A 24,354-nucleotide genomic window follows, 5' to 3' on the forward strand; every position below is an offset into this window, starting at 1 on the left:
AATATGAATTTAATACAAGACTTAAAATTTCAATACAAGATTGGGAATGTAGGTGTCCGATTGATTTTTTGGAATCTCATTCTTTTTGCTGTACCTGAAGTTTTTTTTGCTCTAGCTCAACTTTTCCATGTCAATATTGATTACCTCAGTTATGTTAGCTTGTCTACCAATTGGAGCGATTTAGCTTGGAAACCTTGGTCTGTTTTAAGCTATGCTTTTTTCCATTTTGGTGTCATTCATTTAGTGTTTAATATGCTGATGCTGCATTTTACCACTCGATTGTTTCTTACTTTTTTTACACAAAAGCAACTGTTAGGCGTTTATTTGCTTTCAGCTATTTTTTCAGGACTTATTTATTTATTGGGTTATCATTACCTTCCGATGTTGGTTAATGTTAGTACAACTATGGTTGGTGCTTCAGGTGCAATCATGGCTGTCTTAATTGCCACAACTGCTTATCAACCCTTTATGGATGTTAGATTGGCATTGTTTGGAAAAGTAAAGCTATGGCAAATTGCAATTTTGTTTTTGCTTCTTGATTTGATTCAACTGCCTATGAATAACACCGGCGGACATATTGCGCATTTGAGCGGAGCATTTTTTGGCTATATTTACATCAGACTGTTGCAAAACGGAACCGATTTGAGTAAGATTGTAGACTCAGTATTGAATTTATTCAGTAAAAAGCAATCAACACCTTTCAAAAAAGTGCATGTTAACCCCAAAAAACCTGCCGTAAAAAGAGAGAGTAAAATTGTTGTCAAAGACAAAACACAACAACAGCTTGACGAGATTTTGGATAAAATCAGTCAATCGGGTTATGATAGTCTGACAGCAGAAGAGAAAGAGTTTCTGTTTAAAGCAGGGAAATAAGTATTCAGTTAAAAAATTAAATGAAAAAACTTTCGTGGTTTAATAAAGTAGTATTTGCATTCAATATAGTTGTTACTGTATTGACTTTTGTTGCTTATGTTTTACCATTTCTGGCACCCAAAATGTTTCCGCTGCTTTCGGTGTTGACCTTGATTTTGCCGCTGTTTCTTATTATAAACGCCTTGTTTTTTATTTATTGGTTGTTGCAATTAAAACGTCAGGTTATACTTTCCGGTTTGGTTTTATTACTTGGGATTACGTTTATTAATAAATTCTACAAGTTTTCGTCCCATGATATTGAGGCAACCGAAAAGGATTTTACAGTGATGAGTTATAACGTTCGCCTGTTTAACTTGTTTGACTGGATTGATAATGATAATGTTGGTAATACTATTTTGAGTTTTATCAATGAGCAAAATCCTGATATTTTGTGTATTCAGGAATATTCTGAAAATGCTAAAATTGATTTGAGAATTTACAAGTACAAAGCCATTTTTATGGAAGGCAAACAAATCAAAACGGGACAAGCTATTTTCTCTAAATTTCCAATTTTTAACCAGGGCGATTTCAAAATTCCAACAGCGGGAAATAATATCATTTATGCCGATATCAGAAAAGGGAAAGACACGATTAGAGTGTATAACATTCATTTGCAATCCATCAAAATTTCTCCCGATGTGAATGAGATTTCCGAGCATGTTGATGCTATAAACCAAAGCAAATCCCAACAACTTTTTAGCAGAATACGTGATGCTTTTAAGAAACAGGAACTGCAAGCTGAGATTTTAGTTAAGCATAAAAACGAGTGTACTTATCCTGTGATTATTTGTGGCGATATGAATAATAGTCCGTTTTCGTATGTTTATCGAAGCATCAAATCTGATTTGAATGATTGTTTTGTAGAATCCGGAAATGGGTTTGGCCAAACCTATAAATTCAAATATTATCCTGCCCGAATTGACTATATTTTTGCCAGTAAAAAAATGAAAGTCAAAAACTTCAAAACGTTTACCAATTTTGAAAATTCCGATCACTTTCCGATAATGACGAGATTGAGTTTTATTGAGTAACTAAAATTGTTGTTTCTTCAAATAATCCAACGCATATCTTCCTTCATTGAAAAGCAAATCCAAAATAGAAAGGTTGTTTAGATAGCCATGTTTGTCGCCAAAAACCTGTGTATAAGATTCAAAAGATGTAGTATCTTTTTTGCCGTTGATTAGATTTCTGAAATCGACTTTGTCATTTACTTCATGGAAATATTCGGTAGTTTCATCATAATCAAATTCCAAACGCAAACACTTAGATACAAATGACATTGTTTCCAAGTTCAAGTCCATCAAAAAGGTATGTTTCTTTTGAAAAATTGGGGCAATATCATCTTCAAAATATTCGAAGAAAGGTGAAGTTCTATAAGCGGCTTCCAGCGATTTGAAGTGTTGCTTTTGCCAATCAAAATCGTTCTCAATTCTTACTTCTTTTATACGTTGATGTCTTTCTTTGTTATGCTTAATCGGAACATTCAACAGCTGAATTCCGTTTGGACTGTAAATATACATTCGGTTACGGTTGGTTTGCTTCTGAAAATTATCTTCCATTTCAAACGTTACAATATCAGCTTTGGCAATCGCCACAAAATGACTGATTGAAGGAAAGTAACTTGGATGGATTAAGATGTTGTTCATTTGGTTATTCGGTAATTTGGTTATTTGATTTCGTTCGATTTGTCGATTTGATAATTTCTTAGAGAATTTAGTTTGTTAGTGATACTTTCTAACTGCTCTCTTAATTTTAAATAATCAACTTCTGAAACAAAATTTAACTCAAATGAAATAATTAATTGGTTGAGTACTTCCACAGCAGAGCCGAATGCAATTGTAGTAAAATGGGCTTTATCTTTATAGTTTTTTCGTGCTGAACCTTCAGCAATATTAGATGCAATTGATATGGAAGCTCTTTTAAGTTGTGATGTTAATCCAAATTTTTCTGTATCAGGAAAGTGTGTAGTTATTTCATAAACAGACTTGGAAAACTCTTTAGCTTCTACCCAAACTTCTAATTTTTCAAAAGAAAAGACATACATACACTTTACGAATAACCAAATTACCGAATAATCAAATTAACTATTTTTAGCTTTTCGTTTCTTCCAGAAATAATCTCCAACAAAATACAAGGCTAACAAACCAAGGAAATATTTGAAATAGGATTGTGGTAGCCCGTCACCGCCAACGGTTGTGAATAATCTTTCCCAACGGATTTTGTTAAGTCCTTTTCCGTTGCTGTCCCAACTCATCCAAATAAAAACTGGTTTTCCAACGATATGATCTTCCGGAACATAACCCCAATAACGGCTGTCTTCAGAGTTATGACGGTTGTCTCCCATCATCCAATAGTAGTTTTGCTGGAAAGTATAGCTTGTTACTTTTTTGTCATCTATATAAATGTCATCGCCAACCACTTTTAAATCGTGTTTTTCGTAAACGGAAATCAATCTCTTATAGAAAGGAAGCGTTTTTAGATTTAACGCAACTGTTTTTCCAGCCTCCGGAATGTATATCGGACCAAAATTGTCTCCATTCCAATTTGGATTGTGCGTAAAAATATTTGGTTCACCTTCTTTAGCAACTATTTGCGTAACCGATTTAATTCCGGTAACACTTCTGAGTGTTTCAGCGCCAGCTTTGGTTAATGCTCTTAAGTATAAAGTATCTCTTGCTTCGCTTTTAAAACCTGCACCATCAGTAGAACCAACTTGATTTAACAAATACTCAAAATCAAGATCCGGATTATTCATATCATAAGTTACCGCATAAGAATACTGTGTCTTGGCTCTTTCCGGTAAGATTAATTCTTTTCCGTTGATATAAACGGTTCCGTTTTTTATTTGCAACGAATCACCAGGTGTACCTTGACAGCGTTTTACATAGTTTGATTTTTTGTCAACAGGTTTTGCAATGCTTCTTCCTGAAGTGTCAAAGAATTTGTAAACTGTATCGGCTGGCCAGTTGAAAACAACAATATCATTTTTTTCTATTTTTTCAAAACCAGGAAATCTAAAGTAGGGTAATTGTGGCCAACTCAAATAAGATTTTGTTTTTATGATTGGCAAAGTGTCGTGAACCATTGGTGCAGCTACTGTTGTCATTGGTGTTCTGGCACCATAATGAAATTTGCTCACAAAAAGGAAGTCTCCAATAAGCAATGATTTTTCCAAAGAAGAAGTCGGAATAGTGTAGGGCTGCATCACGTAAGTATGTACCAAAGTCGCCACAACAATTGCAAAAAGTAAAGAACTAATGGTGTCACCGGTTTTTGTGGTTGCTACCAAACTTCTATCTGTAATGTATTTAACATCCTGTGTATAATTGATATAATAAATATAAAATCCACAAGTGAAAATGCCTAACAAAGTATCAGCAGTTGAGTTTTTGCCAAAGCTTCTCAGGGTTTCTACCCAAATCACAGGAAACATTATCAAATTGACAATCGGAATAAATAGGAGTAATGTCCACCAAGTCTCTCTGTTGATGATTTTCATCAAAATGATGGAATTATATACCGGGACAAAAGCTTCCCAAGATTTTCTTCCTGCTTTTTCGTATAATTTCCAAGTTCCCAAACCATGAACGATTTGGACTAAAAGGAAAAATATGAACCACTGATATAATGACATAAGGCCGAGTTTAAAAGTTAATGAGCTATAAGTTTAACTGTTGGGCGATTTGTTACAATTTTATAATTTATTTATGTAAATCCAACACATCTTTCATAGAGAAAATACCTTTTTTACCAATAATCCATTCGGATGCAATCACGGCTCCAAGTGCAAAACCTTCGCGGTTGTGAGCTACATGTTTTATTTCGATAAAATCAACATCAGAATTGTAAAAAACGCTGTGTGTTCCCGGAACATCGTCGATTCGTTTTACATCGATAAAGACATCATCTTCTTTTGGATTTTCGATTGCCCAATTGTTTTTATCGGTACGATTGATGACAGCATTGGCCAATGAAATCGCAGTCCCGCTTGGTTTGTCCAGTTTATGAATATGATGAATTTCTTCCATCGACACTTTGTAATCTTTAAACTTAGCCATCATCTTTGCCAGATAATCATTTAGTTCAAAGAACAAATTTACACCCAGACTAAAATTGGAACCATAAAGAAAAGCGGCATTTTTTTCGTTACAAAGTCTTTCTATCTGATGGTAATTTTCAAGCCAACCTGTAGTTCCCGAGATCACCGGAATTCCATGGTTGATAGCAGTTGAGATATTTTCAACGGCAACACTTGGCGCACTAAAATCAATAGCAACATCAGCTTTTTCTAGACCATCAAAAGTATTGTGTTCATCCTTTTTCAAAACAATTTCATGACCTCTTTCCAAAGCAATTCTTTCGATTACTTTCCCCATTTTACCATATCCTAATAAGGCTATTTTCATTTAGAATTTATAATTTAAAGTTAGACCTAAATTGGGTTTATAGTTGATTTCGTTTGGATAAACTTCGGGCTGAAAAGACAATTTATCGTTCACGTTAAACTGTATCAAATGCGCATCTACATTGGCATCCACAATATTTAAAATATAAAGACCAACAGAAATCATCAAGGATAAATCTCTATTTCGTTGGTAAAAACGTTGGGCTTGTACTAACCGATTATCGTCAAGATATTGATATTGGTCATCGTTAAAACCCAATAATCTACGCTTGTAAGCATTACGAACTTTATGGTATTTTTTATTGTTATCAATGTAAAAGTAAAGGCTGCTTCCAATGGCACCATACACAATTGGAATTTTCCAGTATTTTTTATTGTAAGCCTGTCCTAAACCCGGAAGAATGGCAGAATAAAAAGCTGCTTTTGTTGGTCGAAGTGGATCAATTTCCCTTAATTTCAGAGTATCTTTTGCCTTTAAAGCGTCGCCAATTTTCTGAGAAAAAACCGATTGATTTCCAAATAGAAATAAAAGCAAAACTATGTAGAAAATCTTATTCACTAACCTTTTATTAGTTTGATAATGCGGTTAAAATCTTCTTCAGAGTGAAATGGAATCGTAATTTTTCCTTTACCGTTTCCTGCAATTTTTACATCGATTTTGGAGCCAAAGAAATTTACAAATGCTTTTTTCTGCTCATCGTCAACTTTAAAAGAAGCAGTCTTTTTGGCTTTCGTTGCAGTAGGTTTAATACTGTCCTGATAATTTTTTACCAAAGCTTCAGTCTCACGAACCGAAAGATTTTGGCTTACTATTTTTTGGTAAATATCGGTTTGAACGTCCTGATTTTCTATATTGATAATCGCGCGACCATGACCCATACTGATGAATCCATCACGAATTCCGGTTTGGATAATTGGGTCTAACTTTAACAAACGCAAATAGTTAGCAATCGTTGAACGTTTTTTTCCAACACGTTCGCTCATTTGTTCCTGTGTCAATTGGATTTCGTCAATTAATCTTTGATACGAAAGCGCAATCTCAATTGGGTCTAAATCGTGACGTTGGATATTTTCTACCAAAGCCATTAACAACGACTCATTGTCATTGGCAATTCGGATGTAAGCCGGAACTGTAGTCAAGCCCACCATTTTTGAAGCACGCAAACGACGTTCACCCGAAATCAGTTGGTATTTGTTGAAGTCTAATTTTCGAACGGTAATAGGTTGGATTAATCCCAATTCTTTGATAGAAGATGCTAATTCCTGAAGAGAATCCTCATTGAAATTACTTCTCGGTTGAAATGGATTTATGGCAATTGCCTCAATATCTAACTCGATGATATTGCCCACCAATTTGTCGGCATTTTTATCACCAATCGATTTAATATCATTCTCAGGATCTTTCAACAAGGCTGATAAACCTCTTCCTAATGCTTGTTTTTTTATAGCTTTTGCCATAGCTTAATTGCTGTTTTTCTTGATAATTTCTTGTGCCAAACTTAAGTAGTTTGTAGCGCCTCTGCTCGTAGCATCAAAGTTAATAATACTTTCACCAAAACTTGGTGCTTCGCTTAATTTCACATTTCGCTGAATGATTGTTTTGAAAACCATATCGCTAAAATGTTTTTGCACTTCTTCAACCACTTGATTCGACAATCGCAAACGAGAATCAAACATGGTCAATAAAAGTCCTTCGATATCTAAATTGGCGTTGTGTATTTTTTGAACACTTTTAATCGTGTTTAATAGTTTTCCTAAACCTTCCAAAGCAAAATATTCACATTGAATTGGAATAACTACGCTATCAGCAGCGGTTAAAGCATTTAATGTTAGTAAACCTAAAGACGGTGCACAATCAATTAAGATATAATCATAATCATCTTTCACACTTTCCAACGCTTGTTTAAGCATGTACTCACGGTTTTCTTTGTCAACCAATTCAATTTCAATGGCAACCAAATCAATATGCGCCGGAATTACCGAAACATTTGGAGCGCTGCATGGAATTATAGCTTCTTTTGGAGTATTGCTGTGTTCCAGAATTTGATATGTACCAATAGCAACATTTTCCACATCAATGCCTAAACCCGAGCTGGCGTTGGCTTGTGGATCAGCGTCTATTAAAAGCACTTTTTTTTCTAAAACTCCCAGTGATGCTGCAAGGTTTACAGAAGTTGTTGTTTTTCCAACACCACCTTTTTGATTAGCAATAGCAATGATTTTACCCATTTGTTTTTTGTAGATTTTGAGCGGTAAAAATACAATTAATTATGGCTTTGCCAACGTAATTTTGTTAACATTCTTGTAAAGTTTTGAAGAGGAAAGAACTAGTTGAAAACTAATCTATTTACTGCCTTTATTCTTAATCATCATCTCCAGCATATCCCACATTTCCTGTGGAATTTTTTCTAAAATGTTGAATTGTCCCGCGCCTTGCAACCATTCTCCACCATCAATCGTCACCACTTCTCCATTAATATACGCAGAGAAATCGGAAACTAAATAAGCAGCCAAATTGGCTAATTCCTGATGGTCGCCAACTCGTTTTAGCGGTACTTTCTTTGCCATATCAAATTTTTCTGCTAAATCTCCAGGCAACAATCTGTCCCAGGCACCTTTTGTTGGAAATGGTCCCGGAGCAATGGCGTTCATTCGGATGCCATATTTTGCCCATTCTACAGCCAAACTTCTGGTCATTGCTAAAACTCCGGCTTTGGCAGTTGCACTTGGTACCACATAACCCGAACCTGTCCAGGCATAAGTCGTGACAATATTCAGGACATTACAATTGGTTTGTTTTTCGGCAATCCAATGTTTTCCAAAAGCGAGTGTACAGTTTTTAGAACCTTTTAAAACGATGTCAATGATAGTATCAAAAGCGTTGGCAGAAAGTCTTTCGGTAGGAGAGATGAAGTTTCCGGCAGCATTGTTAAGTAATACATCTACTTTGCCAAAAGCTTCTAATGTCTGAGCAAGCATGGCTTCTACTTGGTCATAATGACGAACATCGCACTGAATTGGCAGGCATTTTCCACCGGTTTCTTTTTCTAATTCGGCTGCAGTGGTTTTTAGTTTTTCTATATCACGGGAAGAAATGGCAACTTTAGCACCTAATTCTAAAAAGTATTTGGTCATGGCTTTGCCCAAACCGCTTCCGCCACCAGTTACTACTATTACTTTGTCGGATAAGGCATTATCGCGAAGCATTTTTGCTGAGAAATTCATAAGGTTTAATTTTCAGTAAATATAGATAAAACCTTTGAAAAAAATATGCCGAATTGTAGCATTCACTAACAATTCGGCATAAGCAATTAACTTATTTAACAAAACGATTTTTTATTTTTTGATGAACTTTTTAGTGCTGTTTTTTGTTTCATCCTGAATGTTTAAGAAATACATTCCTGCACTAAGATCACTAACATCCATAGTGTAAACATAAGTTGAATCCTGATTCACCGTATTTTGTTTTACGATTTTGCCTTCAGAATTGATTATTTTATACGAAACCGATTCAGAGAAACCATTTGGAACAATGTTCAATTCATTGTCAGCCAGCGTTGGATACACTTTTGCGTCTTGTGAATGATTATCAACTATCAGAGCGCTAAAATTAACAATAACATTGTCAACAATTAAACGTGAGCCGAAAGTTGGTATTGAACCTGCTTTAGCCATATTGAAAGAAATATACATAAACGCCGGAGTTCCTGGGTGCGTTACAGCAATTGGTGCATAAACATAAGTGTAAGTGTCGTGTACACCACTGATATCAAGAGAAGCCGTGCCTATTTCATTTCCGTTAGCGTCATTCACCACCAATGTAGCTTCGGCAACATCATTACCAGCAGGCAAAAATTTGTAATCAAATCCAAGTAGAATTATCGAACTGTTTGGATCAACAGGCACTCCGGGATTCCATCCTGGACCGTCTTCTTCGGGATTTTCAAAAAGGGTAGCCGTTCCCGGAATAACAATGTCTTGAGTCCAATTATAAGCATTGGAAACTTCCATGGCATATTGACCATCTTTAGCTTCGAATGAGGCATACACCATTGATGGAAAACACCAAGTGTATTGGATTTGGTCGCCAAGCTGCTCACCGGTTTGAGCATCAAAAACAATTTCTTGCAAAAAAGTCATTCCCCAATTACTTGGAAGGAAATTGGGTTTGACATTTTCAAAGTTGCCATTAACAACTTGGGCTTGAGAGCAAAAAGGGGCAACTAAAAGCGCCAGACTTAAAATAAAATAGTTCTTTTTCATAACAATTATTTTTTGGTTAATAGAATGAATCTTTTGAAATTCTTTTTACTCACGCCCTATATTTTTTTGGTGTTCGTGAATCTTTCGATTTCATAGCAAATTTCAAAAACAAAGCTAATTTTAAATTTCTGTGCAAACTAAAATAATAGGTTGACAATAGGTAAACATCGTGAAAAAGCCCAGTATTATTGACTTTGTTTACACTGAAAGAATAAAATCGGTAAGGTTTTCTTCGGTGTTTAGTTGTAGTTTTTTGCGCAAGCGGTGACGTGCTGTTTTGACACTGTCAGGAGAAATGTTTAAGATAGAAGCCATTTCCTTAATCGATAAATTCAATTTGATCAAGGCGCAAATTTTTAAATCATTGGAACTGATTTCAGGATATTTCTGTTTTAAACGTGTGTAGAAATTCTTGTTGACGCTTTCAAAATAATTGTCAAAATCTTTCCAGTTGTTGTCCTGAATAGTGTATTTGCTGACCAGCTTTTTGATTTCTTTTTCCGATGTTGGTTCTTTTCTGTTGAGTATGGTTTTTATTTCATCGAGCAATTCGTTTTTTTCTAACATTTGAATTGTCACAGCACTCAGCTGACTTTCTTTATATTCGATGTCGTTTTGGAATTGCTGCTCTTTAAGTTGTTTTTGTTCTTCCATTAGATTTACCAATTCCTCTTTGGTTTTGAGTAATTGTTTGTCTCGCTTGTTGATTCGTTTCAGAAAGAAATATAAAATGGTAAACACTACAATCAATAAGCCCAAAAGCGTTATCAAAAGATAATTGGTCAGTTTGGAAACTTCTTTTTCTGCAGATATTAGTCGCAGCTTTCTGTTTTTCTCAGAAACATCAAATTGCACTTCCAGACTTTTTACAATTTGTTCTCTTTCGAAAGAGTAAAAACTGTCTTTAATGGCGATAACTTCATTTTGCAATTGGCTTACTTCTTTGAAATTTTCTTCTTTCCTTTTCAGTTCAATTAAAGCTTCTATCGTTTTGATTTCAAAAGTTTTATCCGAAAGTGGTATTGAAATTACTCTGGCTTTATTAAAAAGAGATTCAGCCTGAAGGAAGTTGTTGTCAAACTTAAGATACCATTTTCCAATGGCAACATAAGCGTTAACCAAAGCTTGTTTATTCTCAGAAGTTATGGCTAGATTCAGTGATTTTTTAAAATAATCTAAACTGATTTCTTTTTGGTTTTTGGCTGAAGCAATTTCACCCAATCGACAATAAGATGACGGAAGATAGGCGATGTTATTCCCTTTCTCAAATTCTTTTAAAGCCAAAGTATAATAGCTTTCGGCTTCGGATTTTTCATTCTTTAATTCGTGCAAAGAACCAAGACTATTGTACGCCAATCCCAATGTTCCGGAAGTATCGTTTTTGCCTTTTAGTTCCGCAACAACTTCACTGCTTAAACGCATGGCTTCGTCGTATTTTTTTTGACGAACGTAAATGGTACTGATGAGTTGCAAACATTTGTAACGGCCAATCAACGCTTTTTCGGGATTTGTTTTCTCCAGAAGTTTATATTCATTAAGTGATTGAGTGACAAATTGCAATCCTTTTTCAAGGCTGGAACCATAAGAACAGATTCCTAGATAGAGAAGCGATTCAGCATTGTCAGCGGTATTTTTAGCTGCCTTTGCTTTTTCGTGTGCCTGCCAAAAATATTGAAAAGCTTCGTTTTCGTTGTCTTTTACCAAGGCCGCCCAACCTTTTTGCATCAACGGGTTTTGTGACGGCGAGGCATTTCCGCTTAGCGAAAGAAACAAAATGATAGAAACTAAAACTGATCGGATGAAATTCATAATCCAAAATTAGATTTTTTTATTGGCATTCCTAAAATTAGAGGTGTACAATAAGTAAACAGTTATTTATTTATAATTTCATCAATCGTTCTGCGGCTTCAATTAGTGTTGAATCATCTTTGGCAAAACAAAAACGAATGCATTTAGCATCCTTTTCATTGGCATAGAAAATAGAAATCGGAATGGCAGCCACGCCAAATTCGGTTACAAGTCTTTTGGTGAACGTCAAATCATCTTCGTTTGAAATTCCAGCATAAGAAGCAACCTGGAAATAAGTGCCTTCGCAAGGCAAGAGTTGGAGTTTGGTTTCTTTCAATAAATTACGGAAGAAATCTCTTTTCTGTTGGTAGAAATTCCCCAAACTGTAGACATCAACTATATCTAAATATTCTGAAATCGCAATCTGCGAAATGCTGTTCACACTAAAAACCAGGAACTGATGTACTTTTTTGATTTCTTTCATCAAATGTTCCGGCGCAATGACGTAGCCAATTTTCCAGCCGGTAATATGAAACGATTTCCCAAAAGAAGAAACGGTGATGCTGCGATTCCACAATTTTGGACGATGATGTATTGAAATGTGAGGCTGTTCAAAAGTGATGTATTCATAAACTTCATCCGAAAGTACAATCAGGTTAGGGAAGGAGTCAGCAAGTTTTTCCAATTGAATAAAATCACTTTCTGTCCATGTTTTTCCTGTTGGATTATGCGGATTATTGGTGATGATAAGTTTCGTTTTCTCATTTGCCACTTCATTTATCTTTTCCCAATTGGGTGTATAATCATCATTGAGCGAAATCCGAATTGGTTTGGCATTACACAATAAAATTGGTGCTTCATAGCAATCATAACTCGGATCAAGAATAATAACTTCCTCATTTGCATTGACTAAAGCCTGAATCGTGGCAAATATTCCTTCGGTCGCGCCAGCGGTGATTAGGATATCCTCTTTTGGATTAACCACTCTTTGATAGGATTGCTGTGTAAGGTTGGAAATCTTTTCTAAAAGCGGCGGATATCCACTCATTGGGGCGTATTGATGTACGTTTTGGGTTGCCAATCGAGCGACAATATCAGTTAATTGTTTGTCAACCGGAAAATTGGGAAAACCTTGTGAAAGATTGATGGCATTGCACTCAGTTGCCATTTGTGACATTACTGTAAATATAGTGGTGCCAATATGCGGAAGTTTGGACATATACTTTTTTTAGGAATTTAAAAATACAAAAAAAGCACCTCCAATTGGAAGTGCCTCTCAAAATAAACTGTGATAGAATTATTTTTTTTCTTCTTTAGGCATATCTGATGCACCCATATCTCGAATGCAAACATATTTACCATCTCTTTTTTCAAACAGTGCCATATAATTCCCGCTGGCTTTTTTCGTTCCTGTAGAATCAACTAATTTGTAACTGCCTAATTCTACTACCTGATTTCCATCACTTGAAGGAAAAACTTCGTTGGCAGTATAAGAGATTTTATTACCGCTTCCCATATTTTTAACCTGGTCAGCTAACTTGGCATCAACTGCTTGCTTGCCAGCCAGCGGTGCTGCGTTTTGCTCATAACTAACTACATCATCAGAGTAATACACAATTGATTCCGGCTTTCCGGCATTCATGGCATCAGCAAATGCGGATTCCATAGTTTGTAATTCGGCTTTGATAGCTTCTTTGTCAACAACTGGTGCTGCTGCAGTTTCTTCTTCTTTTTTTGGTTGACAGGCAATAACTAAAGCTGTAATTATTGCTAGTCCAATCCCTTTTAACATCTTGTTTTTCATAAATTGGTTGGTTTAAATTAATATTAGTTTTTAGGCTAAACCACAAGACTAAGGGCAGTTAAAGGTAATGATAATTTATTTACTGTCAGATATTTATTCAATAAAATATTAACCGGTAGTGAGAAAAATTTAGGACATTTTGGCTAAGACTACTTCGAGCTTATCAAAGTTTTCTTCGTTTTTATCGACTACATATGGTTTTAGTTTGTTGCATTCTTCAACCGTATTAAAAAGCATTTTAAAAACAATCTTTGTGCTGTCGTTGGATAGTTCTTCAAAGGTTGCCAGAATTTGAAACAGCGGTTTTGAATGACGTTTCCAGGCGATTAGCGTTGGTTTTTCTATTTTGATGAACTCCACTTCATTGACGTAATTTCCTTTGTCCGGACCGTGCATTATAAAGCTCCATTTTCCACCAACTCTAAAGTCGAATTCGTTAAACGTGTTGGTAAAACCTTTTGGTCCCCACCAATTTTTCAAATGATTGGGTTCTGACCAGGCTTTGAAAACCAGCTCTATTGGGAAGTTTACAGTTCTCGTGCTTACAATTTCGCTGTCGGGTGTGGTTGCGATTATTTCTGATGACATTTCCATACCATTAGTTTTAGTTATTTTTTGCAGCTGTAGTAATGATTTCTTCCAAGACTTTCAGATTGATATCTTCCAGCTTGTTAATATAAAGACAGCCAACACCTGTTTTGTGTTTGCCCAATTTTTCTAACATTTCAGCCTGTGCCTGCAGATGCAAAGGAAACAGCGATAAGTTTGCCTTGCGTGGAGAAAAACCAATCTTAAGCCAATCGACTTCGCGCCCTGAGGCCGGACTTTTATACCTGATATTCCCAAAACCAATCACGGAAGCGCCCCACATTTTTGGTTCTAGACCAGTTGCCTTTTTCATCATTTCCAATATTACAAAACTGTCTTTGCGTTTTTGTTCCTCGGCAACGCCATTTAGAAAATCGAGTACACTGGCGTCGTTTTCCTTTGTTTTTATTTCTGCTGGTTTGGCCATGGGATTGTTTTCAGTATAGTAAAATTAACAAAAAACACACACGAAACATTTTGTCAAACACTTAAAATTTACCGCGCAGTTGACACACTCAATAAAAAATACTACTTTTACAACCCAAACAACACTATCATGAGTCAAAAAGTATTGCTCACTTCCAAAGAAGTCAATATCATACTCCATCGTTTGGCTTGTCAGTTAATCGAAAATCACCTCGATTTTTCCAACTCAGTTCTCATAGGCATTCAGCCACGCGGCGTATCACTTGCAGAACGCTTGAAGACCATTTTAGAAACCGATTACAACATCAAAAATATTTCGCTAGGCTTTTTGGATATTACGTTTTTTCGTGATGATTTCCGTCGTGGCGAAAAACAATTAGAAGCAAATAAAACGCAAATCGACTTTCTGGTAGAAGATAAAAAAGTAGTCTTTATTGATGATGTGCTCTTTACCGGAAGAAGTATTCGGGCTGCGCTGACCGCCATACAATCCTTTGGAAGACCAGCTGAAATAGAATTATTAGTATTGATAGACAGACGATTCAGCCGCCATCTGCCAATACAACCCGATTATCGCGGTCGTCAGGTAGATGTGATTAACGATGAAAAAGTAAAAGTCTGCTGGAAGGAGAAGGATGGGGAAGATGCGGTTTATTTGAGTTAAGTCAAAAGGGATAAGTATAAAAAGAAACACACAACTAAAATAAAATGTCCGAGCTATCAGTCAACCATTTATTAGGGATAAAATATCTGAACAAACAGGATATCGATTTGATATTTGAAATAGCTGACCATTTCAAGGAAGTCATTAATCGGCCAATCAAAAAAGTGCCATCACTGCGCGACATTACCATTGCCAACATCTTTTTCGAAAATAGTACACGAACCAAATTGTCTTTCGAGTTAGCTCAAAAAAGACTTTCTGCAGATGTGATTAGTTTTTCGACAGCACAATCTTCGGTAAAAAAAGGAGAAACGCTGATAGACACCGTAAACAATATCCTTTCGATGAAAGTGGATATGGTAGTTATGCGTCATGCCAATCCTGGTGCCGCTTACTTCTTATCACAAAACGTAAAAGCAAGCATCATCAACGCTGGAGACGGAGCACACGAACATCCGACACAAGCATTGTTGGATAGTTATTCTATCAAAGAAAGACTGGGAGAAGTAGGAGGAAAGAAAGTGGTAATCGTAGGCGATATTCTACACTCACGAGTTGCCTTGTCGAATATCTATGCGCTGCAAATGCAAGGTGCCGAAGTAAAAGTATGCGGACCAAAAACCCTGATTCCGAAGCACATTGAAAGTCTTGGCGTAACCGTTGAACCAAACCTGCGAAAAGCACTTGAATGGTGTGATGTGGCGAATATGCTTCGCGTTCAAAACGAAAGAATGGATGTGAATTACTTTCCGTCAACACGGGAATATGCTCAGCAGTATGGTGTTGACAAACAGCTTTTGGATTCTTTATCCAAAGAAATTGTAATCATGCATCCCGGACCAATAAATCGTGGTGTAGAAATCACTTCAGATGTTGCCGACTCCAAACAATCGGTCATCTTAGACCAAGTCGAAAACGGTGTTGCTATTAGAATGGCGGTAATCTATCTTTTGGCTTCTAAAATACAACCATAAAAAAATCCCGAACTAGTCGGGATTTTTTGTTTTATTCTGATTTGATACTTCTAAGTTGTTTTAGCTTTTCTTTCCAAGTGGCTAATTCTTCTTTTTGTTTCTCAATATTAGCCATTACTTCTTTCACCATTGGATTATCTGCTTTTGCTCTTCCAAAGAACTGAATGTTATTCTCCAATTGGAAAAGATTGCTTTGTACTTCTTCAATTTTACGCATGATGAATACTTTTTCGTTATCCAATTTTCTGGTGTTTTCTGCACCTGAAAGATTGTCTAAACGATTTGCATAGCGCACCATTTCATTGTCTTTTTTGCTTGAGCTTAATTTTTCAAACAAAGCATCAAGGATTTTATTGAATTTTCCTTCGATGTGTCTGCGTGCGAACGGCACTTTTCCAAAACTTTTCCAGGTTTCGATATGTGCTTTGATGGCATCCAAATCGGCTTTGTGTTCACCAATAAGTTCAAATGATTTTATGGTTTCTAAATAGGCTTTCTTCTTGTCAAATGCTTCAACTTCTTCGGCATTAGCTTCGGTTTTCTGCTCTTTTAGTTTTTCGAAATATTCGTTACAGGCACCTCTGAATTCACCCCAAAGTTTATCAGAAAACTTTCTTGGCACATGACCAATTGTTTTCCATTCTTCCTGAATTTGTTTGAATAAAGGTGTTGTTGCAGCAAAATCAGTACTATCTTTTAATTCAATTGCTTTGGCAACTAAGGCTTGTTTTTTAGAAAGATTATCATTTTGGTCTTTCTTAATGTCTTTGTAGAAAGAGTTTTTCAAAACATTAAAACTTCTAACCGCATTTTTAAATTCGGTCCATGTTTGGTCTGTAACTTCAGGCGGAACTTTTCCGGCGCCGAAGAACTGATTACGTAAGGCTTCTACTTTTTCAATCTGGCCTAACCAAGCTGCATGAGAGTTTACTTTTTCCTGAGCTAAAACTTCTATTTGGGCAATGATTTCTTTTTTCTTAGCCAAATTAGCTGTTTCCACTTCACGAAGTTTTTCAAACAATCCTTCGCGTTTGTCGTGCATTTGTTTGGTCAATTCGCTGAATCTGTTCCAAATTTCTTCACGGCTTTCTCTTGAAACTGGACCAATATCTTCTTTCCAGATTCGGTGTAAATCCTGCAATTCACGGAAAGCTTTATTGATATCTTCTTCTTTTACTAATTCTTCAACACGCTCAATGATTTTAAGCTTTTGAACCAAATTGTGTTTGAAATCCAAATCGCGAATTTCTCTATCCAAGTGTAATACATCGTAGAAATTCTCTAAATGAAAGTGGTAGTTATTCCAAACGTGATTGTATTTGTCCTTTGGAATTGGTCCAGCCACTTTCCATCGGTCTCTGATATCGTTAAATTTCTTTAAAGTAACCGGAATACTATCCTGACTGTGGATTAGATTCTTTAATTCCTCTACAATCGCCAATCTGGTTTCTAAATTTGCTTTTAGATTGTTTTGCAGGCTTTGGAAATGGCTATTTTTTTTGTCTCTGTATTGAGAATATAATTGGTCAAATTTGATTTTTAAAGGGAAATGATAATGAAAATCTTCGGTAGTATCCGGATTTTCAGCATGGAATTCCTCTTTCTTTTCATCAATAAAATGATGGTATTTTGATAAGAATGCTCTTTTTAGTTCTTCAACATGATCCTTAACCGACATTAGTTTTTCGACAACAACTAATTCGCCTAATTCGTCCACCAATTGCTCCATTGAAAGTGTGTCGTAATCAAGCATTGGAATATCATGACGCTCTTTTAAGGTTTCGTCTTCGCTTTCCTCTGCGTTTACTTCTTCGATGGCATTGATTACCGATTGGCTATCGCTCTCGATTACCGGAGTATCATCGGCAACCTGTTCATCAGTCAATTCAACTGTCTCTTCTACTTCTTCAGTTGTAGCTTTTGATTTAGTTTTCTTTACTTTAGGCTCAACAGTTTCTTCAACAAGTGCTTCTCTTTCGGCAGCAACTTCAAGTTCATCTTCTGTAAGCGCTTCGGTTAGAATGGCAGCTTTTTGCTCAACCACTTCTTCAATGGGAGCTTCTACTTCAGCAACAGCTTCAACTTCAACAGCAGTTTCCTCCGCCAGTTCGCTAACGCTCGTTTCCGCTTCAGAAATAGGTTCTGCTCCTTCTTGATTTTCAACAAGAATCTCTTGATTTTCAGCGATGGTCACTTCTTGTGATTCATCGGCTACGCTTCCATCTGCTTCAAGCAGGTTATCATTCTTTTCTTCTAACATTTTGTAAAATGTTTTAAGGGTTACACATTTTGAGGGCGAAAGATACTAAAGAAGCACCGAAAATTCAAAGAAAATCAACGATTTCTCGTTTAAAGGAATGCAAATGGCGTATTAAAAACAAAAAAAAGTTGTTGAATTTCAACAGCTTTTTTCTATAAATTGGAGTTATAAATCTAGTTTACCAACACTTTTTTGGTAACAGAATTAGTCGCAGAAGATAGTTTTAAGAAATAAAATCCTTTTGGCAAATTGCTAATTGTGTAGGTGTTGCTTTCCATAATTGGGTTTTTTATTTGCTGTAAAACTTGTCCGTTGATAGCGATGATTTCTATTTCATCTATCGTAACTTCGGTTTCAATATTTACTGTTCCGTTGCTGGATGGGTTTGGATAAATTTTAACTTCATCAATTGAACTAAAGTTTTGTGTACTCAAGGCTGCACATGCTGCAGTCCAAACTTGGCAAACATACTCAGGATGATCTATGTAAGGATTTCGATTGCCTTGATAATTATAAATAGCATTGTTTCTTGCAATCTCTTTTGTACTTACAGGATCTTGAATATGCCAGGTGAGTAGAATATTTAAAAATGTAGGAGACAAAGCGTTGTTGGCAGTTCCATCAAACATATTTTTAGACACTACGGTAGTGGTGTTGTAAAAGTCTACCATACTATCCTCATAACGAGTTACAAAATAAAATATGCTTCTGGCGATGTCGCCTTTAAACTCATCAAGAGGTTCAAAAACAGTATTGGTATAACCAGCGGAATATCCTGAGTTAACATTAGGGCCTAATTTAGAACCATTTAGGGTTGTACTATTTGGATTATTTACCCTCCCATAAGGAAAGTTATCTCTTAATCCGTTTACTTTTCCATCCGTAGGTGCTACGTGGAAAGGGTCGTTTTTCATTGGATCTATTGCAACATTGTCAAAGAAAGCTTGAGGCACAATGTGTTCTCTGTTGTAACAATCTCCTTCATTTGTATAAGAGCCACATTGCTGACCACTTGAAGTAAAATTATATGGATCGGGACCAGTTGGATTCTCAGAGTACATATCTAACAATGAATTGTCATTTTCATAATTAGTATCACGAAAGGCAGCGTTTGTGTACAAACCCCATAAAGAACCATAACCTTGGTCTACATGTCCTGTTGTAATTCTGGTTTTCAGTTGTGTTTTTAAGGTATAGCCCGTTCCTGTCGCGGAGTTATAATATCCAGCAGGTATTTGAGCAAAACCAAGAATTGCAATATTGAGTAATAAAAGGGTAAATATTTTCTTCATTTTTTTATATTTCTTTTTTTCTTTCTAATAGCGCCATGTAAAATCCATCAAATCCAGTTTCCTGAGCAAGGATTTTTGTTTCCTTAACAAAATTAAATGTTTTTCCGGTTTCTGTTGCTAAGAAACGCTTAATTTGTTCCTGATTTTCAGAGGGTAAGACTGAGCAGGTTGCATAAACTAATTTGCCGCCAGGCTTCACAATTTTGGAATAATTCTCTAAAACTTCGGCCTGTACTTTTTTGATATTATCGATAAATTCAGGTTGCAGTTTCCATTTTGCATCAGGATTTCTTTTCAAAACTCCCAAACCGCTGCATGGTGCGTCAATTAAGACTCTGTCTGCTTTTTCGTGTAGTTTTTTGATCACTTTGGTAGTGTCAATTATTCGGTATTCTATATTGAAAGCGCCGTTTCTTTTGGCTCTTAATTTCAATTGTTTTAGTTTACTTTCATACAAATCCATAGCAATTAATTGCCCTTTGTTTTGCATTAATGAAGCCATGTGTAATGTTTTTCCACCAGCACCGGCACATGTGTCAACGACTCTCATTCCGGGTTGAACATCTAGGAAAGCGGCTACTAATTGAGAAGATGCATCCTGCACTTCAAACATTCCTTCTTTAAAAGCATCGGTCAAAAACACATTTGCTCTTTCTTTTAAGACTAATGCATCGGGTTGGTCTTTCAAAGATTCGGTTTCAATATTTAAATCCATCAAAAGAGAACGAAGATTTTCCTTTGTTGTTTTTAGGGTATTTACACGAAGAATAACTTTTGCTGGTTGGTTTTGCGCTGCAATTTCTTTTGTCCAAAGTGCTTCACCCAATTCTTTTACGCCCAATTCATCCATCCAATCCGGAATAGATTCGCGCATTTTTCTTATTTTAGAAAGTTCGTCAAATCGTCCTTTTATTTTTCTTTCCGGAGTTCCTTCTAATTGTCTCCAATCCGGAATTGGATAGCCTCGTAAAACAGCCCAAACGGCAAACATTCTCCATAAATCTTCACGATTGAAAGGTTCTTTTACTTCGGCAATTTCGGCATACAATCTTTTCCAGCGAACCACTTCATAGATAGTTTCGGCAACAAATTTTCTGTCGGAACTTCCCCAACGTTTGTCTTTTTTCAAAGCACGGGCAACCACTTTATCAGCGTATTCTCCTTCGTTGAAGATAGCGTTTAAAGAGTCAATGGTGGTATAAACTAAATTTCGGTGTAATCGCATAGTGTAAAAAAATCAGCGGGCAAAGATATGTTTTTTTATAACCTAAGTTGTTAATTTTTTCAGACTATGCATTAAAAACAAGTAAGAGTTGTTTTTTTGATAGTTGACAGTTGGGTTTTTTAATTAATTCTTGTCATTTCAAATTTCTCTGGTGCATGAAGTACCATTGGGAATTGCTCCACTTTTACCGAACTACTATCTAAGCCAAATCCTTTTTCTTCAGACAAACTCAGTTTTTTGAGGATAAAATAACTATTCATTACAATTTTCTCAAAGAAAGTTAAATCACTGTCATTGGAAAGGAATTTCTCTGAAAGCACAAATTTGAAATCACCAACAATATTGTTTTTATTCAAGGATTCGTAACGGCTTGTGATATCAACTTCACCATTTTGAACCATATCCCTGATTACTTCTTTGAACATCAGGTTTATTTTGGTTGGTTCTCTAAAGCCCAAATTGAAATCGACTCTGTACAAATCATCCTTAACAATTTCAGTAACCCTATATTCTCTTTTATAAGGTTCATTAAGTATATTAACATGTACAAACCAATACATATCGGCTCGCTTAGGTCTTTTTTGCAAAATGGAATACATTACTTTTTCTTCAATTTCATCTGTTCTAGTGGAATTGGTCATGTATATCAAATGCGTTGCATATTTTGGAATTGATAAATCAATACTTAACTCAGCAAGTACTTTTTTATAGCTGTCAATTTTGACAATTTTGGTATATGCCTTGCTAATTTTCTTAGCCATAAACCAAACAGTCATAATGCCTATCAAGACACAGGCAATCATTAAAGTTACATAACCGCCATGTGGGAATTTGTCCAAATTGGCAATAAGGAAACTAATCTCTATGCCTAAATATAATGTGATTATGGCACCAATAATGATCCATGAAATCCTTTTCATTATCAGATAATAATTCAAAAGGATAGTGGTCATAATCATGCAAAGTACGATTGCCAAACCATAGGCAGCTTCCATATTTCCAGATTCTTTAAAGTGCAGTACAATTCCAACACAACCAATAAACAAAAGCCAGTTTATGGATGGAATATACAATTGTCCTTTTAAATCGGTTGGGTATTTGATTTTTACTTTTGGCCAAAAGTTCAATCTCATGGCTTCATTAATAAGTGTAAACGAACCGCTAATCAATGCTTGTGAGGCAATTACGGCAGCCATTGTAGCTATGACAATTCCAATTGGTTGAAACCAACTTTCCATCATTAAATAGAAGGGATTGGCATTTTTCCCTCCTAAATTCATCAAAGTATCTCCTTCGTGTTTTATTAAATAAGCACCTTGACCAAAGTAGTTTAGTACCAGAGTAGTTTTTACAAAAACCCAACTAATACGAATGTTTTTCCGACCACAATGTCCCATATCAGAATAGAGCGCTTCTGCACCAGTAGTACATAAAAAAACAAAACCTAATACATAAAATCCGTCAGGATGAATTTTTAATAAGTGATACGCATAATAAGGATTTAAGGCATGGAAAACCTGGAGGTTAGAACCAATTTGTATGATGCCAAGAATACCAAGCATGCTGAACCAAACAAGCATCATTGGTGCAAAAAATTTGCCTACTAATTTGGTTCCAAATTGTTGTATGGTAAACAAGACAAAGAGAATTCCTATTACAATTGGAACGGTATTAATATTTGGGTAAAAGGTTCTGATTCCTTCTACAGCAGAGGCTACAGAAATCGGTGGTGTAATAATTCCATCTGCCAAAAGCGCACTTCCTCCAATAATTGCAGGGACAATCAACCACTGAATTTTGGTTCTTTTAACTAAGGCATATAGGGCAAAAATTCCACCTTCACCATGATTATCAGCACTTAAAGTGATAATTACATATTTAATAGTAGTTTGTAATGTCAATGTCCAAAAGATGCAAGACAATCCACCCAAAATAATATCTTCGTTGATTACGTGGTTTAATCCAATTATGGCTTTCATTACATATAAAGGAGAAGTTCCTATATCGCCATAAATAATTCCTAAAGTAATAAGTAATCCTGCAACGCTAAGTTTGCTATGAAGTTGATGATTATGAGCACTCATAAAAAATTTATAAAAACGGATACAAATGTACTACATTTTTAAAATCAATTCCTTTTTTAATTATTTAATTTTTAGTATTAATAATAATAAAAGCACCACATTTCTGCAGTGCTTTTTACAAACAACTAAACTTATTTATTAAACCTAACTTCTTCTGTTTCCTCTAGAATTTCCTTCACTTCTTTGCGAATTTCCTCTTTGTTGTGAAAAGTCTCTCGGACTTGAATTTCTTTGAGATTCCTGAGCTCTTTGATTTCCGTAGCTTCTTGGGCTTGATTCACTTCTTGAACCATTTTGAGCTGCTACATTTCTTGGAGATTCCTGGCTTCTTTGATTTCCATAATTTCTTTGACTTGATTCGCTTCTCGGATTATTTTGAGTTGTCACACTTCTTGTTGATTCTTGACCTCTCTGATTTCCATATGTTCTAGTTGATTCTCCACTTCTAGGGTTCTCATAACTTCTCGTATTTGATTCGCTTCTCGGATTATTTTGAGTTGTCACACTTCTTGTTGATTCTTGACCTCTCTGATTTCCATATGTTCTAGTTGATTCTCCACTTCTAGGGTTCTCATAACTTCTCGTATTTGATTCGCTTCTCGGATTATTTTGAGTTGTCACACTTCTTGTTGATTCTTGACCTCTCTGATTTCCATATGTTCTAGTTGATTCTCCACTTCTTGTGTTCTCATAACTTCTCGTATTTGATTCGCTTCTCGGATTATTTTGAGTTGCTACATTTCTTGGCGATTCCGTACTTCTTGTATTTCCATAACTTCTAGTACTTGATTCGCTTCTTACATCTCTGGTGTTGTTTTGAGTTCTAACATTTCTAGAAGAACCATTGTTATAAGAATTGTTTCTGGTACCATTATTATAAGCAACCTGATTTCTATTACTTCTATTGTTATCTAATTCATATCTGTTAGTATAACCAGAATTTCTGTGAGAGAAAGAACGAGTTGGATATTGTCTTTCATAGTAGTTTCCTCTTCTTCCATTATAGTAATAATTGTTATACGCTACACCGCATCTTCTGTAATTTACATAGTTATAATGATGATTAAAGTTGATATAAATTCCTATGTGGCTATGATAAGTGTAAACTGGGAACGGAGACCAGGCAACATAAAAACTTGGATAATATCCCCAATACCAAGAAGAATAGTAAGGACGGTAATTTGAAACCCAAAATGAAGTGTAAATTACAGGTGTGTATGCATACACCGGCTCATAAATATAGTTGTCACCATACATATAAACGTTACCTACAACTTGTACCTGAACCTTATTATATCGGTCTCTTTCGACTTCAACCGTTGCAATATCCTGATAATTATCACGACCAAGAACAGATTGAATTATAATCAGATGGACATTTCCTTCCACTGTTTCGATAACACGTAAATAATCAACCCGGTTGTCACCATTCAAATCTAAATTTGAAATTTGAGCATTTGGATCGTTCAATCTTCTTTCAAAATCATCTAAATTTTTAGAATCACCAAAAATTGAAGCAACAGCCCGCAAATCTAAATTATCACTAATTTCAGAATTGTTTGCCGTAACCGTAGTCCTGTCCTGAGCAAAAACACTTGTAATACTCAATATCGACAGCATCGTTAAGGATAAAATCTTTGTTTTCATAATTATATTTTTTTTAGTATTG

23 protein-coding genes are annotated in these 24,354 nt (G+C 35.6%); 4 read left to right on the forward strand and 19 right to left on the reverse strand.

Going from position 1 to position 24,354, the window contains the following annotated elements; genetic code table 11:
• Positions 1-3: 3 nt before the first annotated feature.
• Complete coding sequence (locus GS03_RS08315) at positions 4-873, forward strand: rhomboid family intramembrane serine protease (protein WP_136152078.1); 870 nt, start codon at positions 4-6, stop codon at positions 871-873.
• A gap of 20 nt (positions 874-893) precedes the next feature.
• Positions 894-1,943: an endonuclease/exonuclease/phosphatase family protein gene (locus GS03_RS08320; protein WP_136152079.1), complete on the forward strand. Its 1,050-nt coding sequence runs from the start codon at positions 894-896 to the stop codon at positions 1,941-1,943.
• Here GS03_RS08320 and GS03_RS08325 read toward each other — a convergent pair whose 3' ends face one another.
• The 14 genes from GS03_RS08325 to GS03_RS08390 form a co-directional block, all read right to left on the reverse strand.
• Positions 1,944-2,558, reverse strand: coding sequence for a WbqC family protein (locus GS03_RS08325; RefSeq protein WP_136152080.1), 615 nt, complete (start codon positions 2,556-2,558; stop codon positions 1,944-1,946).
• Positions 2,559-2,578: 20 nt separating this feature from the next.
• Complete coding sequence (locus GS03_RS08330; RefSeq protein WP_136152081.1) at positions 2,579-2,956, reverse strand: four helix bundle protein; 378 nt, start codon at positions 2,954-2,956, stop codon at positions 2,579-2,581.
• A 36-nt stretch (positions 2,957-2,992) separates the two neighbouring features.
• Positions 2,993-4,546, reverse strand: a complete 1,554-nt coding sequence (gene lepB / locus GS03_RS08335) for a signal peptidase I (protein ID WP_136152082.1) — start codon at positions 4,544-4,546, stop codon at positions 2,993-2,995.
• Between the two features lie 67 nt (positions 4,547-4,613).
• Positions 4,614-5,318, reverse strand: coding sequence for a 4-hydroxy-tetrahydrodipicolinate reductase (gene dapB / locus GS03_RS08340; protein WP_136152083.1), 705 nt, complete (start codon positions 5,316-5,318; stop codon positions 4,614-4,616).
• The gene (locus GS03_RS08345; RefSeq protein ID WP_136152084.1) at positions 5,319-5,876 is read right to left on the reverse strand and encodes a DUF5683 domain-containing protein; all 558 of its coding nucleotides are present in this window, start codon (positions 5,874-5,876) and stop codon (positions 5,319-5,321) included.
• Positions 5,876-6,775, reverse strand: coding sequence for a ParB/RepB/Spo0J family partition protein (locus GS03_RS08350; RefSeq protein ID WP_136152085.1), 900 nt, complete (start codon positions 6,773-6,775; stop codon positions 5,876-5,878). The genes GS03_RS08345 and GS03_RS08350 overlap by 1 nt, the downstream gene beginning before the upstream one ends.
• A gap of 3 nt (positions 6,776-6,778) precedes the next feature.
• A complete protein-coding gene (locus GS03_RS08355) occupies positions 6,779-7,546 on the reverse strand; it encodes a ParA family protein (RefSeq protein ID WP_136152086.1) in 768 nt (255 codons plus the stop codon).
• A 114-nt stretch (positions 7,547-7,660) separates the two neighbouring features.
• Complete coding sequence (locus GS03_RS08360) at positions 7,661-8,542, reverse strand: SDR family oxidoreductase (RefSeq protein ID WP_168710290.1); 882 nt, start codon at positions 8,540-8,542, stop codon at positions 7,661-7,663.
• A 111-nt stretch (positions 8,543-8,653) separates the two neighbouring features.
• The gene (locus GS03_RS08365; RefSeq protein ID WP_136152087.1) at positions 8,654-9,580 is read right to left on the reverse strand and encodes a T9SS type A sorting domain-containing protein; all 927 of its coding nucleotides are present in this window, start codon (positions 9,578-9,580) and stop codon (positions 8,654-8,656) included.
• A 198-nt stretch (positions 9,581-9,778) separates the two neighbouring features.
• Complete coding sequence (locus GS03_RS08370) at positions 9,779-11,389, reverse strand: tetratricopeptide repeat protein (RefSeq protein ID WP_136152088.1); 1,611 nt, start codon at positions 11,387-11,389, stop codon at positions 9,779-9,781.
• 70 nt (positions 11,390-11,459) lie between these two features.
• A complete protein-coding gene (locus GS03_RS08375) occupies positions 11,460-12,587 on the reverse strand; it encodes a methionine aminotransferase (RefSeq protein ID WP_136152089.1) in 1,128 nt (375 codons plus the stop codon).
• A 78-nt stretch (positions 12,588-12,665) separates the two neighbouring features.
• A complete protein-coding gene (locus tag GS03_RS08380) occupies positions 12,666-13,172 on the reverse strand; it encodes a YybH family protein (protein WP_136152090.1) in 507 nt (168 codons plus the stop codon).
• 129 nt (positions 13,173-13,301) lie between these two features.
• Entirely contained in the window at positions 13,302-13,760 is a 459-nt protein-coding gene (locus GS03_RS08385; protein ID WP_136152091.1) for an SRPBCC family protein, read from the reverse strand.
• 16 nt (positions 13,761-13,776) lie between these two features.
• Positions 13,777-14,187, reverse strand: a complete 411-nt coding sequence (locus tag GS03_RS08390; protein WP_136152092.1) for a DUF1801 domain-containing protein — start codon at positions 14,185-14,187, stop codon at positions 13,777-13,779.
• Positions 14,188-14,316: 129 nt separating this feature from the next.
• On the opposite strand from GS03_RS08390, the gene pyrR reads away from it, so the two are divergent.
• Positions 14,317-14,850 (forward strand): bifunctional pyr operon transcriptional regulator/uracil phosphoribosyltransferase PyrR, encoded by a 534-nt coding sequence (pyrR, locus tag GS03_RS08395; RefSeq protein ID WP_136152093.1) that lies wholly within the window; start codon positions 14,317-14,319, stop codon positions 14,848-14,850.
• A 44-nt stretch (positions 14,851-14,894) separates the two neighbouring features.
• The gene (locus GS03_RS08400; protein WP_136152094.1) at positions 14,895-15,824 is read left to right on the forward strand and encodes an aspartate carbamoyltransferase catalytic subunit; all 930 of its coding nucleotides are present in this window, start codon (positions 14,895-14,897) and stop codon (positions 15,822-15,824) included.
• 31 nt (positions 15,825-15,855) lie between these two features.
• On the opposite strand, the gene GS03_RS08405 is transcribed toward GS03_RS08400, so the two are convergent.
• The 5 genes from GS03_RS08405 to GS03_RS08425 form a co-directional block, all read right to left on the reverse strand.
• Entirely contained in the window at positions 15,856-18,084 is a 2,229-nt protein-coding gene (locus GS03_RS08405; RefSeq protein ID WP_136152095.1) for a DUF349 domain-containing protein, read from the reverse strand.
• Positions 18,085-18,257: 173 nt separating this feature from the next.
• Positions 18,258-19,376 carry an endonuclease gene (locus GS03_RS08410; RefSeq protein ID WP_136152096.1) on the reverse strand — a complete coding sequence of 373 codons (1,119 nt, stop codon included), beginning with the start codon at positions 19,374-19,376 and terminating at the stop codon, positions 18,258-18,260.
• Positions 19,377-19,380: 4 nt separating this feature from the next.
• Positions 19,381-20,601: an RsmB/NOP family class I SAM-dependent RNA methyltransferase gene (locus GS03_RS08415; protein WP_136152097.1), complete on the reverse strand. Its 1,221-nt coding sequence runs from the start codon at positions 20,599-20,601 to the stop codon at positions 19,381-19,383.
• A gap of 119 nt (positions 20,602-20,720) precedes the next feature.
• Complete coding sequence (locus tag GS03_RS08420; protein ID WP_136152098.1) at positions 20,721-22,685, reverse strand: KUP/HAK/KT family potassium transporter; 1,965 nt, start codon at positions 22,683-22,685, stop codon at positions 20,721-20,723.
• A gap of 144 nt (positions 22,686-22,829) precedes the next feature.
• A complete protein-coding gene (locus tag GS03_RS08425) occupies positions 22,830-24,332 on the reverse strand; it encodes a hypothetical protein (protein WP_136152099.1) in 1,503 nt (500 codons plus the stop codon).
• Positions 24,333-24,354: the final 22 nt, after the last annotated feature.

The organism is Flavobacterium sangjuense (genome assembly GCF_004797125.1).
Classification (GTDB): domain Bacteria; phylum Bacteroidota; class Bacteroidia; order Flavobacteriales; family Flavobacteriaceae; genus Flavobacterium; species Flavobacterium sangjuense.